Source organism: Micrococcaceae bacterium Sec5.7, from assembly GCA_039636785.1.
In the GTDB taxonomy this organism is placed as follows: Bacteria; Actinomycetota; Actinomycetes; order Actinomycetales; family Micrococcaceae; genus Arthrobacter.
The window spans coordinates 2,268,372-2,281,142 of record CP144169.1 but is presented as its reverse complement, the minus strand read 5'-3'; the positions used below and the strand labels follow the sequence as shown (position 1 = coordinate 2,281,142).

Here is a 12,771-nt window from a genome sequence, read left to right as displayed (position 1 = left end):
TCTGCCATGAACTCTCAAGAACAGGAAACGTACGACGGCGGATGCCAGCCTCCATTGTACCTTTCGCAAGGCGGGAGGCCGCCAGCTGGCGGACTTGCCTACTCGTCCAGTTTCAGATCCCGGCGCAGTTTGGCGACATGCCCGGTGGCCCGCACGTTGTACTGGGCGACAGCCACCTTGCCGTCGGGGTCCACCACAATCGTGGAGCGGATGAGGCCCTGGTAGGTCCGGCCATAGTTCTTCTTCTCGCCCCACGCGCCATAAGCTTCAGCCACGGCATGGTCTTCGTCTGACAGTAGAGGAAAAGTCAGGCCTTCCTCGGCGACGAAGGCGTGCAGTTTGCCGACCGGATCGGGTGAGATGCCCAGGACGTCAAAGCCGGCCGACTCCAAGGATGCCAGCGTGTCACGGAAGTCGCACGCCTGTTTGGCGCATGCCGGTGTGGACGCAGCGGGGTAAAAGTAGACGATTGTGCTCCGTCCGCGGTGGCTGCCGAGGGATACATCCGTCCCCTCGGAATCCTTCAACAGGAAGTCCGGCGCCTCGGCGCCCGGAATGAGTCTTTCAACCAAAGTTTCGCTCCTCGTTGGCATGCTGGACTCTCCAGCTTAGTAAGCGGGGGACAACAGGACGAATCGGCAATTGGATATACTTATTGGTATGCCTGATATGGATCGCTGGCCCACCGGGCGCCTATTGTCCACGGCGGCCCGCCTCGTCGAACACTCCTGGAATGAAAAACTGGGGGCTATCGGCCTGACACACGCCGGCGTCATTGCCATCGAAGTCCTGGCGGCCAACGGCCCCATGACACAAGCGCATCTGGCCCAGCTGGTGCGGGTCCAGGCGCAGACAATGGGTAAAACTCTCAGCAGGCTCGAGTCCCACGGCCACGTCGTGCGCGTCCGCAGCCAGTCCGACCGCCGCAGCCACGTTGTGTCCCTGACAGACCGGGGCAATGAGGCCGCATCGGCAGCCGTGGAAATGGAACGGTCGGTGCTGGCAGCAGCTTCGATCGATCCCGACGTGCTCCGGCAGGAGCTTCAGGCCGTTGTCCGTGAATTGGCTAGCCGGTTCGCCTCCCCGGCGACAAATGCCATAGTGGCCGGAGCCGTGCCCGCCCAGCCCGTGGAATCGCCGGACCGGGGCTGACCGGCTCACTTCTGTCGGGAGGCCGTATTGCAGGGACGGCAACCCTTTCTTTGGCGCCAAGTGTTGGGGCCTCGTGTCGGAGCGGTCTCCCGTAACCTGTTAGGGCAAAACGAAACAGCCCCTGACCGGCGTTTCCGCTGGCCAGAGGCTGTTCCTCGGGTGGTGCACCCCCCGGGACTTGAACCCGGAACCCATTGATTAAGAGTCAATTGCTCTGCCAATTGAGCTAGAGGTGCATCTATTGTTTTCGATCGATTGAGGGCTTTTTGTTTCCCTCAGTGACCTCCGCAACGACATGAAACTCTACACGAACTTCCGCCCGGTGTGAAATCGGAGTCAGCGGTGCCCTGACCGGCTAGTCCGGCAGGCCAAGAACCAGCACAAAGTCGGGGTTTCGGTTGTTGCTCAGCACCCACAATTCGCCGTTTGGCGCCAGTGTGACGTCCCTGATCCGCCCATACGTACCTGTGAAATAGCCCACAGGATTCCCTGCATTCTCACCGTCCAGGGGAATGGTCCACATGCGCTGGCCCCGGAGTGCTCCCAAGTACGCGGTGGCTCCTGCGATTTCCAGTCCGCTGGGTGATGACTCCGCGGTGGAGGGCCACACGACTTTCGCATCGATGAACCCGTCCCGGTGCGGAGCGCCGGTGACCTCGGGCCAGCCGTAGTTTCCACCTGGCCGGATGAGGTTGAGTTCATCGTTGACGTCCGGTCCGAACTCGCTGGACCACAGCCGCCCTGAACTGTCCCAGGCCAGCCCCTGGACGTTTCGGTGGCCCAGGCTGTAGACGGGGTTGTTGCCGAAGGGGTTTCCCGGCGCAGGGCGCCCTTCAGCCGTGAGTCTGAGGATTTTTCCGCCCAGGGCGTTTTGGTCCTGTGGCTGTTCCCGCCGCTGTGAATCGCCTGTTCCGACGTACAGGAACCCATCCGGTCCGAAGCGGATCCGCCCACCGTTGTGGGTTGACGCTTTGGGGATGCCGGTAAAGACAACTTCAGGTGCCGTGGGTTTCAGAGTGCCGTCGGCCGCGTTTCCTTCAAGCCGGAGCCGGGCTATCCGGTTGTCCTGCTCGGCCGTGAAATACAGGTAGAGGTAGCGGTCCGTGCTGAATTTGGGGGAGAGCGCCAGTCCGAGCAATCCGCCTTCCCCGGCCGGAGTCACCCCCGGCACTTTCCCGAGTGTTGTGGCCTGCCCGTCCCGGACTGATTTGAGCAGGGCCGAATCCCGCTCGGAAATGATGGCTGTCCCGTCCGGCAGGAAGACCGTGGCCCACGGCAATTGCAGCCCGATCTCGAGCTTCCGCAACACCTTTGGCGATTCCAGGGGGCTACCGCTGCTAGTGCTAGTGCTGCTGACAGTGCTGCTGTTGCCGGTAGGGACGCTGCCGCCTTCACCTGCGCCTGTGCAGGCGGACAACAGGAGCGAGACTGATAGTGCCGCGATTGCTGCCCCGGAAAACCGTCCGGGCCCGGTCCGGGACTTTTGTCTGGAAACCTGGCCGGATCGTGGGCGGGAAACCGGGCGGGAAACCGGGCGGGAAACCGGGCGGGAAACCGGGCGGGAAACCGGGCGGGAAACCGGGTGGGAAACCGGCCCGGAAACCGGGTGGCAAAGCACAGAACGGGACGGCGGACGCGTCCGGAGCCCCGCTCTGGCGGTTTTCATTCTCTTAGCCTGTCGGCTGGTGGACGGGTTTTCAACGTTGCCGGGTGCCGGCGTCGCCCGCTGTCAGGTCCTGGTCCGTCGGGGCGCCCGGAAACCGGCAGCTTCCGCATGGGCAATGGACTCAAACCAGACCTCGGCCCGCGTTTCCTCAAAGGAACCGCTGGTTTCGTCGTGATAGGTCATGGACCCGGCGTCGCCCTTGACCGTGTAGCCTTCCGGTCCAGTTCCGTCTGCAGCAGGGGAAGCAGAACCCTCGCCGTAGGGCTGATCCGTGGCCAGATGGCCCATGGGCTCGGCGCTGTGGCTTGCTGCCGTCTCGGAAGCCGCCGTGGACACGGTGCGCTCCTGCGTCTCAGCGGCAGCGTCGTCAGTGAGCGCCTCGTTTGATGCGGGCCCGTCCACGGCGGCTGCCGAGACGGCAGCCCCGCTCCAGGCGGACCCATCGGCGTCTGGCAGCGGGGCCGGCCATGCGGCAGGAGCAGACTCCGACGCGGCACCGGAGTCCTCCCCAACGTCCGGTTCGCCCAGCCCATTTTCAGCAGCTGCCGATTCTGCCCCCGGAAGGGTAGGGGAGTGGGCGCCGGTGTATTCCTGATGGTGAGCCGGGGCTGCCGCCGAAGGAGGTTTCGTCCCGGCCGCAGTGTCAGTCGACGGGCCAGCAGCGGCAGCGGATGCCGATCGGGGCGTGCCGCCCGCTTCGGACCACTGGGACTCCCACTCCGACCTGTCTTCCTCTGTCCGCAGGATCGACGCCGCGCGTTCCTGACTCGCGGCTTCCCGGTCTTCGGTATTGTCCCTGTCGCCTCGATCGAACGAATCGTCCGCGGTGAACGAACCGCCTGCACCCGCTGTGGAGGTGCCGAGCGTTTCTGCGTCGAGCAGTGACGCGTCTGATGATTCATCGTCCGCCGGAGATCCGTGGACGGATCCGTCGGCAACCGTTGTGTCCTCACTGGAGAGTCCGGAAAACGCCGGCGCGGCAGATGCAGTCGCTGCGCCGCTCTGACCGGCGGCAGCAGCAGTGGGAACGGCGTCCGGCGTCGAGTCGCCCTCCCAGTCGTCAACGTCGACGCCGGCGGTGGCGGCAGGTGCCCATGCGCCGTCAGCTGCGGGTTCGGGGGCCGGATCCGCAGCGGCGGGTTCGGCCGCCGGTGCTGCCCATGTGCCTGTGGCTGCAGCAGAAGCGGCGGCGCCGCCGGAGAGGGCTCCATCGGCGCGCACGCCGTCCGCCGACGCTGATGGAGTGACCTGGTCCGTTCTGCCCCCGGGGGCTGCATTGCCGGCGTTATTCCGGTTCAGCAGCCACCAGACAATGGCAATTATTAAGGCGATGACAATGACCCAGATAATCCACTCCATAGCAGAGCCCTTCTATCCATGAGGCAAAGTTGCCGTTGCTTGACGTTACGTCGGTGTCAATACGGCTGTCTAGGTTTGTCAATCGGCGCAGACCGTCCGGCAGCCCATGATTTAGCAGTGACAAATGGTTTTTGTACGATGAAGTAGCCTCACTACATGGATTTCAAGCGACTCCGCATCATCCGTGAACTGGCCGAGCGGGGGACTGTCGGCGCCACGGCGGCGGCATTGAACGTCACCCCCTCTGCGGTGTCGCAGCAGCTCAAGACGCTTCAGGACGAACTGGGTGTTGTCCTGGTTGAAAAATCAGGCAGGGGAGTGCGGCTCACCGAGGCGGGTTTCGCCATGGCAGCGGCTGCCGCTGAGGTCTCCACGGCAATGGCCCGGGCGGAGGCAACCATCGATACCTACCGTCAGGGCTGGCAGACCCACGTCAAGGCCGCCTTCTTTCCGAGTGCCGCTGAGATGTTCCTCCCGGGGCTGCTGCACCGGGTGAAGGCGATCGAGGGGCTGCACCTCGAAGCCCATTTCCAGGATCCGGGCGTGGCCGGATTTGCCGCTCTTGCAGCTGACTACGACGTCGTCCTGGCGCACAGCGTGGACGGGCCGGAAGTTTTCGCCCGGCGCGGCCTGGTGGTGGTTCCGTTGCTGGACGAGCCGCTGGACGTGGCGTTGCCAACGAACCACGTCCTGGCCGCCAAATCCAGGCTGACGGCACAGGACGTGGTGGGCTACCCCTGGATGGGAGTTCCGGACGGCTTCCCCTTTGATACTGTGCTGCGCCAGATCGAATCGCGGGCCGGCGCCACCGCAGTGCGTGCCCAGCTGTTTCCCGATCTGCGCGTCCTGGAGGCCCTTGTCAGCGCCGGCCACGGACTCTCACTCCTGCCGCGCTACACGGCGCTGGCAAACCAGGGGCGGGGCTTCGTCCTTCGCCCGCTGGAGGGTGTCACCGCCCGGCGCAGCATTGTGGCGCTGGCTCGTCCGGACGTGGCTGCGCGGACCACCATCCAGCAGGTGCTGGCCATGCTCAAAAGTGAAGCCCAGGCAGTCGCAGACGGATTGGAACCCCGTGATCCATGACACAAGAAGGCCGGATGGCGGGCAGTGGGTCTCATTATTTGAGACGAGAGTCCACTATTTGATCGAAATATTCCTGCTTTTGGGCTTAACGCACCGTTCCGGGTCGTTGGCTTCAGGGTCTGAGTCATAGACTTTGACCCATGAGTGAGGACACCCAGATCGCGACCGAAAACAAGCCTGACATCAAACCCCGGAGCCGGGTGGTCACTGACGGAATCCACGCGGCGCCCGCCCGCGGAATGTTCCGTGCAGTCGGCATGGGTGATGACGACTTCGCCAAGCCGCAGGTCGGCGTCGCGAGCTCCTGGAACGAAATCACTCCCTGCAACCTTTCGCTGAACCGCCTGGCCCAGGCCGCCAAGGAAGGCGTACACGCCGGCGGCGGGTTCCCCATGCAGTTCGGCACCATCTCCGTCTCTGACGGCATTTCCATGGGCCACGAAGGCATGCACTTCTCCCTCGTCTCCCGCGAGGTCATCGCCGACTCCGTGGAAACGGTGATGCAGGCCGAGCGGATCGATGGCTCGGTGCTGCTGGCCGGCTGTGACAAGTCCCTCCCGGGAATGCTTATGGCCGCGGCCCGGCTGGACCTGAGCAGCGTGTTCCTCTACGGCGGCTCCATCATGCCCGGCTGGGTCAAGCTGGAGGACGGCTCCGAAAAGGAAGTCACCCTCATTGACGCCTTCGAAGCGGTGGGCGCCTGCGCCGCCGGCAAGATGAGCCTCAAGGACCTTGATGCGATCGAGCGCGCCATCTGCCCCGGTGAAGGCGCCTGTGGCGGCATGTACACGGCCAACACCATGGCGTGCATCGGCGAGGCCCTCGGCATGTCGCTGCCGGGCTCCGCAGCCCCGCCGTCGGCAGACCGCCGTCGTGATGAATTTGCCCGTAAGTCCGGCGAGGCTGTGGTCAACCTGCTTCGACTGGGGATCACGGCCCGGGACATCATGACAAAAAAAGCGTTTGAGAACGCCATCGCCGTGACCATGGCGTTCGGCGGCTCCACCAACGCTGTGCTCCATCTCCTGGCCATCGCCCGGGAAGCCGAAGTGGACCTGACGCTGGAGGACTTCAACCGCATCGGCGACAAGATCCCGCACCTCGGCGATCTCAAGCCGTTCGGCCGTTACGTCATGACCGACGTCGACAGAATCGGCGGCGTCCCGGTCATCATGAAGGCACTGCTCGACGCCGGCCTGCTGCACGGTGACTGCCTCACCGTCACCGGCAAATCAGTCGCGGAAAACCTTGAAGCCATCAACCCGCCGGACGTGGACGGCAAGATCCTCCGTGCGCTGGACAACCCCATCCACAAGACCGGCGGCATCACCATCCTGCACGGCACCATGGCCCCTGAAGGCGCCGTGGTGAAGAGTGCCGGATTCGATGCCGACGTCTTCGAAGGGACTGCCCGCGTTTTCGAGCGCGAACAGGGTGCCCTCGACGCGCTGGACAAGGGTGCCATCCACAAGGGCGACGTTGTGGTCATCCGCTACGAGGGCCCCAAGGGCGGACCGGGCATGCGCGAGATGCTGGCCATCACCGGTGCCATCAAGGGTGCCGGGCTCGGCAAGGACGTCCTCCTGCTGACCGATGGCCGGTTCTCCGGCGGCACCACCGGATTGTGCATTGGCCACGTTGCGCCGGAAGCAGTCGACGGCGGCCCCATCGCCTTCGTCCGCGACGGCGACCGCATCAGGGTGGACATTGCAGCGCGAAGCTTTGACCTGCTGGTGGACGAAGCTGAACTCGAAGCCCGCAAGATCGGCTGGGAGCCCCTGCCGGCCAAGTTCACCAAGGGCGTTCTGGCCAAGTACGCCAAGCTGGTGCACAGCGCCTCCACCGGCGCATACTGCGGGTAGATCACGCTGGACAGCTGAACCCAACTGGCTCGCATTAGATGTCGTTATGAGCTCTCATAACGACACCTAATGCGAGTTAGTTGGGGGACAGCGTTCGGTAAATGGACAATGGAGTCCATATGGTGAGATAGCGGGTTGGGCCGTTGACACGTGTCTCACTAAGAGGGAAAACTGAACGCATGATCGCATTCGTTACCGTCGGCCTCGTCGTCGTCCTTACCAAGCGCGTGGCTCCATAGCCCGACTGGTAACGAACCGTCACGCGCAACCCCTCGAAGAGCCGCAAGGCTGAGGGGTTTTTTTATTTCCCCGCAGTTTCCGAGAACCACCGAAGATCCACAAAGGAAGAGTCCGATGAGCAAAGGATCGCCGATCAGCCCCTCGCTGATGGCTACAAAGTCCGCTGGAGCCCCCAAGGCTCCGGAACGCGTCGAACGAACGGCTAACACCGTCGTCGACACTGCTGCTGTCTCTCCTGTACTTGGGCCGAACAACGTTGTACCCCCAACGGTGATGACCGGCTCACAAGCTATTGTCCGATCGCTCGAAGAACTCGGCGTCGACGATATTTTCGGTTTGCCTGGTGGCGCGATCCTGCCTACCTACGACCCCTTGATGGCCTCCAAAATGAACCACGTTCTGGTCCGTCACGAACAGGGAGCCGGCCACGCCGCGCAAGGCTACGCCATGGTTACCGGGCGGGTCGGCGTCTGCATCGCCACCTCGGGCCCGGGAGCCACAAACCTCGTTACCGCCATCATGGATGCCCACATGGACTCCGTGCCGCTGGTGGCCATCACCGGCCAGGTGTCCAGCTCAGTGATCGGCACGGATGCCTTCCAGGAGGCAGACATCGTGGGGATCACCATGCCGATCACCAAGCACTCCTTCCTGGTCACCAACCCCCAGGATATTCCGCATGTTATGGCCGAGGCATTCCACCTCGCGTCCTCAGGCCGCCCCGGCCCGGTGCTGGTGGATATCGCCAAGGATGCTCAGCAGGGGCAGATGACGTTCTCCTGGCCGCCGAAAATCGATCTGCCGGGTTACCGGCCGGTGACACGCGGCCACAACAAGCAGGTCCGCGAAGCCGCCAAACTCATCGCCGCAGCCAGCAAACCCGTCCTGTACGTCGGCGGCGGTGTGGTCAAGGCGCACGCCTCAGCCGAGCTCCGCGAGCTGGCCGAACTGACAGGCGCGCCTGTGGTCACCACTCTGACGGCACGTGGCGCCTTCCCGGATTCCCATGACCAGCACGTTGGCATGCCCGGCATGCACGGCACGGTCTCCGCGGTGACGGCGCTTCAGCAGTCCGATCTCCTCATCACCTTGGGAGCGCGCTTTGACGACCGCGTGACCGGCATCCTGAAGTCCTTCGCCCCGCACGCCAAGGTCATCCACGCCGACATCGATCCGGCGGAAATCTCCAAGAACCGCACGGCCGACGTCCCCATTGTCGGCTCGGTCAAGGAAATCATTCCGGAACTCACCGAGGCGGTGCGGGCCCAGTTCGAAATCTCCGGTACACCGGATCTGGACAACTGGTGGGCTTTCCTGAAGAACCTGCGCGACACGTACCCGCTGGGCTGGACTGAGCCGGAAGACGGACTCAGCGCACCCCAGCGCGTCATCGAACGCATCGGTGCCCTCACGGGTCCGGAAGGAATCTACGTTGCGGGTGTGGGGCAGCACCAGATGTGGGCCGCCCAGTTCATCAAGTATGAGCGTCCTCATGCCTGGCTGAACTCCGGCGGGGCCGGCACCATGGGCTACGCCGTTCCGGCCGCCATGGGTGCCAAGGTGGGGGAACCGGACCGTGTTGTGTGGGCGATCGATGGCGACGGCTGCTTCCAGATGACCAACCAGGAACTGGCAACCTGCGCCATCAACAAGATCCCCATCAAGGTAGCCATCATCAACAACTCCTCGCTGGGCATGGTCCGCCAGTGGCAGACCCTCTTCTACGAGGGCCGCTACTCGAACACGGATCTGAACACCGGCCACGACACCGTCCGGATCCCGGACTTCGTCAAGCTGGCCGACGCCTACGGCTGTGCCTCCTTCCGCTGCGAACGCGACGAGGACATTGACGCCACAATCCAGAAGGCCCTGGAGATCAACGACCGCCCCGTGGTCATTGACTTCGTTGTCAGCCCCAACTCCATGGTGTGGCCGATGGTGCCCGCCGGAGTCAGCAACGACCAGATCCAGGTAGCCCGCAACATGACCCCGGAATGGGAAGAGGAGGACTGATCATGAGCCGCCATACACTGTCCGTTCTGGTAGAAGACAAACCCGGTGTGCTGACCCGCGTGGCGAGCCTTTTCGCCCGGCGTGCCTTCAACATCAATTCGTTGGCAGTCGGCCCGACGGAAGTTCCGGGCATGTCCCGGATGACCGTCGTCGTCGACGCCGAGGGCGACCTGATCGAACAGGTCACCAAGCAGCTCAACAAACTGGTCAACGTGATCAAGATCGTTGAGCTGACTTCCGAATCTTCCGTACAGCGAGACCACATCATGGTCAAGGTACGTGCGGATGCCGCAACACGGCTGCAGGTGACCCAGGCTGCAGACCTGTTCCGTGCTTCAGTGGTTGACGTTTCCACAGACTCCGTGGTCATTGAAGCAACCGGCCACCCGGAAAAGCTCTCGGCACTCTTGTCGGTGCTGGAGCCCTTTGGCATCCGCGAAATCGTGCAGTCCGGCACCTTGGCCGTTGCGCGGGGATCCCGCTCCATGAGCGACAGGGCGCTACGCTCTGCGTAAGGCGCAGCCTGGACGCCGGCCTGAACGCAGCCTGAACACCGCTCGTAACGGCAGTGCAGTACCGCAACACCACAGACAATCAACACCAAGAATCCACTCAAAAGGAGACACCCAAGTGACTGAAATGTTTTACGACGACGACGCCGACCTGTCGATCATCCAGGGCCGCACCGTTGCCGTCATCGGTTACGGCTCCCAGGGCCACGCCCACGCCCTCAGCCTGCGCGATTCCGGCGTTGACGTCCGCGTCGGCCTGAAGGAAGGCTCCAAGTCCCGCGCCAAGGCCGAGGCGGAGGGCCTGCGAGTCCTGAACGTGGCGGAAGCCGTTGCCGAAGCGGACCTCATCATGGTCCTCACCCCGGACCAGGTCCAGCGCCACGTCTACGCCGAGGACATCGCCCCGAACCTGCAGGCCGGCGACGCCCTGTTCTTCGGTCACGGCTTCAACATCCGTTACGGCTACATCCAGCCGCCGGCAGACGTTGACGTTGCCCTGGTTGCGCCGAAGGGTCCGGGGCACATTGTGCGCCGCGAATTCGAAGCCGGCCGCGGTGTACCGGACCTGATCGCCGTGGAGCAGAACCCGTCCGGCAAGGCCCGCGAACTGGCTCTGTCCTACGCCAAGGCAATCGGCGGCACCCGCGCCGGCGTCATCGAGACCACCTTCACCGAAGAGACCGAAACGGACCTCTTCGGCGAGCAGGCCGTCCTCTGCGGCGGCGCTTCACAGCTCGTCCAGTACGGCTTCGAGGTCCTGACCGAAGCCGGCTACAAGCCGGAGGTCGCGTACTTCGAGGTGCTGCACGAGCTCAAGCTGATCGTTGACCTGATGGTTGAGGGCGGCATCGCCAAGCAGCGCTGGAGCGTCTCCGATACGGCAGAGTACGGCGACTACGTCTCCGGCCCGCGCGTCATCACCCCGGACGTGAAGGAAAACATGAAGGCCGTCCTCGCGGATATCCAGAACGGTGCCTTCGCCAAGCGCTTCATCGATGACCAGGACGCCGGCGCTCCGGAGTTCGCGGCGCTGCGCAAGAAGGGTGAGGACCACCCGATCGAGGCCACCGGCCGCGAACTGCGCAAGCTGTTCTCCTGGATCAAGACCAACGATGACTACACCGAGGGCTCCGTGGCCCGCTAGTTCCGTCCGCGCAGGCAGGCCGGGCCCACAGCTTTCCGGGCCCGGCCTGCCTGCGCGAAACACGCGTTTTGCCCCAGAGCACGTTTCACCAAAATCCCCACCTGAATACAAGAGAGCTAAAGAGGTCACCGGTGACAAGCACCAAGCCTGTAGTACTCCTCGCTGAGGAACTTTCGCCCGCCACAATCGATGCCCTTGGCCCGGACTTTGAGATCCGCCAGACCGACGGCGCCGACCGCTCCCAGCTGCTCTCTGCCATCGCGGATGTGGACGCCATCCTGGTCCGTTCCGCCACCCAGGTTGACGCTGAAGCCATTGCCGCCGCCAAGAACCTGAAGATCATCGCCCGCGCCGGCGTCGGGCTGGACAATGTGGACATCAAGGCCGCCACCCAGGCCGGCGTGATGGTGGTCAACGCACCGACGTCGAACATCGTCTCGGCCGCCGAACTCACCGTGGGCCACATTCTGAGCCTGGCCCGCCACATCCCGCAGGCCAGCGCCGCCCTCAAGAACGGCGAGTGGAAGCGCTCCAAGTACACGGGCATTGAGCTGTACGAGAAGAAGATCGGCATCATCGGCCTTGGCCGCATCGGCGCGCTGGTGGCTGCCCGCCTGCAGGGCTTCGACACCGAAATCCTTGCCTATGATCCCTACATCACCTCGGCCCGCGCCGCGCAGCTGGGCGTCAGGCTGGTCACCCTGGACGAGCTGCTGGCCCAGGCCGACTTCGTGACCATCCACATGCCCAAGACGCCGGAGACGGTCGGCATGCTGGGCGCCGAGGCGTTCAAGAAGATGAAGCCGACGGCGTATGTCATCAACGTTGCCCGCGGCGGCCTGGTGGACGAGGAGGCCCTGTACACGGCCCTCCAGGAGGGCCAGATCGGTGGCGCCGCCGTGGACGTCTTCGTCAAGGAGCCCAGCGCCGATCTCCCGTTCTTCAAGCTGGACAACGTTGTGGTCACCCCGCACCTGGGCGCATCCACCGACGAGGCCCAGGAGAAGGCCGGCGTTTCCGTGGCCAAGTCTGTCCGTCTGGCCCTGGCCGGCGAGCTGGTCCCGGATGCCGTGAACGTGGCCGGCGGCATCATTGCACCCGACGTCCGCCCGGGCATCCCGCTGATCGAAAAGCTCGGCCGGATCTTCACCGCGCTGACCCACGCATCGCTGACCCAGATCGACGTCGAGGTTGCCGGTGAAATCGCCGCGCTGGACGTCAAGGTGCTGGAACTCGCTGCCCTCAAGGGCATCTTCGCCGATGTCGTGACCGAACAGGTCTCCTACGTCAACGCGCCTGTCATCGCTGAACAGCGCGGCATCAACACCCGCCTGATTACGACGCCGGACGCCGAGGACTACCGCAACGTCCTGACCATCCGGGGTGCTCTGAGCGACGGCAGCCAGATCTCCGTTGCCGGAACCCTGACAGGTCCCAAGCAGGTGCAGAAGCTCGTGGGAGTCAACGGCTACGACGTCGAGATCCCCATCAGCGAACACCTTGTGGTGGTCTCCTACGCGGACCGGCCGGGCGTGATCGGTACCATCGGACACATCCTGGGTATGAACAACATCAACATCGGCGGCATGCAGGTGGCCCGCCAGGCAGAGGGTGGGCAGGTGCTGGCTCTCCTCACTATCGACACCTCCGTGCCGCAGCAGGTGCTCGACGCCATCAAGGCAGGCATCGGCGCCGAAATGGTGCGCGAAGTGGACCTCGAAGACTGAAGCTCCAACGAGT

Annotated in this window: 10 protein-coding genes and 1 tRNA gene; 7 read left to right on the top strand and 4 right to left on the bottom strand. The window is 63.9% G+C overall.

Features of this window, described 5'->3' with window-relative positions; all coding sequences use genetic code 11:
• Positions 1-98: 98 nt before the first annotated feature.
• Entirely contained in the window at positions 99-572 is a 474-nt protein-coding gene (gene bcp, locus V3C33_10890; GenBank protein ID XAS66019.1) for a thioredoxin-dependent thiol peroxidase, read from the bottom strand.
• A gap of 97 nt (positions 573-669) precedes the next feature.
• Between bcp and V3C33_10885 the strand changes: the two genes are divergently transcribed.
• On the top strand, positions 670-1,152 hold the full coding sequence (locus V3C33_10885; GenBank protein ID XAS69720.1) for a MarR family winged helix-turn-helix transcriptional regulator: 483 nt from the start codon (positions 670-672) through the stop codon (positions 1,150-1,152).
• Positions 1,153-1,312: 160 nt separating this feature from the next.
• Here the strand turns inward: V3C33_10885 and V3C33_10880 are convergent.
• The 3 genes from V3C33_10880 to V3C33_10870 form a co-directional block, all read right to left on the bottom strand.
• Positions 1,313-1,388: transfer RNA gene (locus V3C33_10880), tRNA-Lys, on the bottom strand.
• A gap of 119 nt (positions 1,389-1,507) precedes the next feature.
• Positions 1,508-2,596: a PQQ-dependent sugar dehydrogenase gene (locus tag V3C33_10875; protein XAS69719.1), complete on the bottom strand. Its 1,089-nt coding sequence runs from the start codon at positions 2,594-2,596 to the stop codon at positions 1,508-1,510.
• A 285-nt stretch (positions 2,597-2,881) separates the two neighbouring features.
• The gene (locus tag V3C33_10870) at positions 2,882-4,177 is read right to left on the bottom strand and encodes a hypothetical protein (GenBank protein XAS66018.1); all 1,296 of its coding nucleotides are present in this window, start codon (positions 4,175-4,177) and stop codon (positions 2,882-2,884) included.
• A 156-nt stretch (positions 4,178-4,333) separates the two neighbouring features.
• On the opposite strand from V3C33_10870, the gene V3C33_10865 reads away from it, so the two are divergent.
• From V3C33_10865 to serA, 6 genes are all read left to right on the top strand, one after another.
• Positions 4,334-5,260: a LysR family transcriptional regulator gene (locus V3C33_10865; GenBank protein ID XAS66017.1), complete on the top strand. Its 927-nt coding sequence runs from the start codon at positions 4,334-4,336 to the stop codon at positions 5,258-5,260.
• Between the two features lie 140 nt (positions 5,261-5,400).
• Positions 5,401-7,122, top strand: coding sequence for a dihydroxy-acid dehydratase (gene ilvD / locus V3C33_10860; protein ID XAS66016.1), 1,722 nt, complete (start codon positions 5,401-5,403; stop codon positions 7,120-7,122).
• Positions 7,123-7,476: 354 nt separating this feature from the next.
• Positions 7,477-9,375 (top strand): acetolactate synthase large subunit, encoded by a 1,899-nt coding sequence (locus tag V3C33_10855; protein XAS66015.1) that lies wholly within the window; start codon positions 7,477-7,479, stop codon positions 9,373-9,375.
• A gap of 2 nt (positions 9,376-9,377) precedes the next feature.
• Positions 9,378-9,890 carry an acetolactate synthase small subunit gene (ilvN, locus tag V3C33_10850; protein ID XAS66014.1) on the top strand — a complete coding sequence of 171 codons (513 nt, stop codon included), beginning with the start codon at positions 9,378-9,380 and terminating at the stop codon, positions 9,888-9,890.
• A gap of 115 nt (positions 9,891-10,005) precedes the next feature.
• Positions 10,006-11,031 carry a ketol-acid reductoisomerase gene (gene ilvC / locus V3C33_10845; protein ID XAS66013.1) on the top strand — a complete coding sequence of 342 codons (1,026 nt, stop codon included), beginning with the start codon at positions 10,006-10,008 and terminating at the stop codon, positions 11,029-11,031.
• A gap of 131 nt (positions 11,032-11,162) precedes the next feature.
• Positions 11,163-12,758, top strand: coding sequence for a phosphoglycerate dehydrogenase (serA, locus tag V3C33_10840; protein ID XAS66012.1), 1,596 nt, complete (start codon positions 11,163-11,165; stop codon positions 12,756-12,758).
• The last annotated feature ends 13 nt before the right edge of the window (positions 12,759-12,771 follow it).

What these genes read in the sequence shown, in the direction of transcription:
- V3C33_10865 (XAS66017.1), top strand. Translation starts at nt 4,334, where the DNA reads ATGGATTTCAAGCGACTCCGCATCATCCGTGAACTGGCCGAGCGGGGG.
- V3C33_10885 (XAS69720.1), top strand. Translation starts at nt 670, where the DNA reads ATGGATCGCTGGCCCACCGGGCGCCTATTGTCCACGGCGGCCCGCCTC.
- V3C33_10870 (XAS66018.1), bottom strand. Translation starts at nt 4,177, where the DNA reads ATGGAGTGGATTATCTGGGTCATTGTCATCGCCTTAATAATTGCCATT.
- V3C33_10855 (XAS66015.1), top strand. Translation starts at nt 7,477, where the DNA reads ATGAGCAAAGGATCGCCGATCAGCCCCTCGCTGATGGCTACAAAGTCC.
- ilvN (XAS66014.1), top strand. Translation starts at nt 9,378, where the DNA reads ATGAGCCGCCATACACTGTCCGTTCTGGTAGAAGACAAACCCGGTGTG.
- ilvD (XAS66016.1), top strand. Translation starts at nt 5,401, where the DNA reads ATGAGTGAGGACACCCAGATCGCGACCGAAAACAAGCCTGACATCAAA.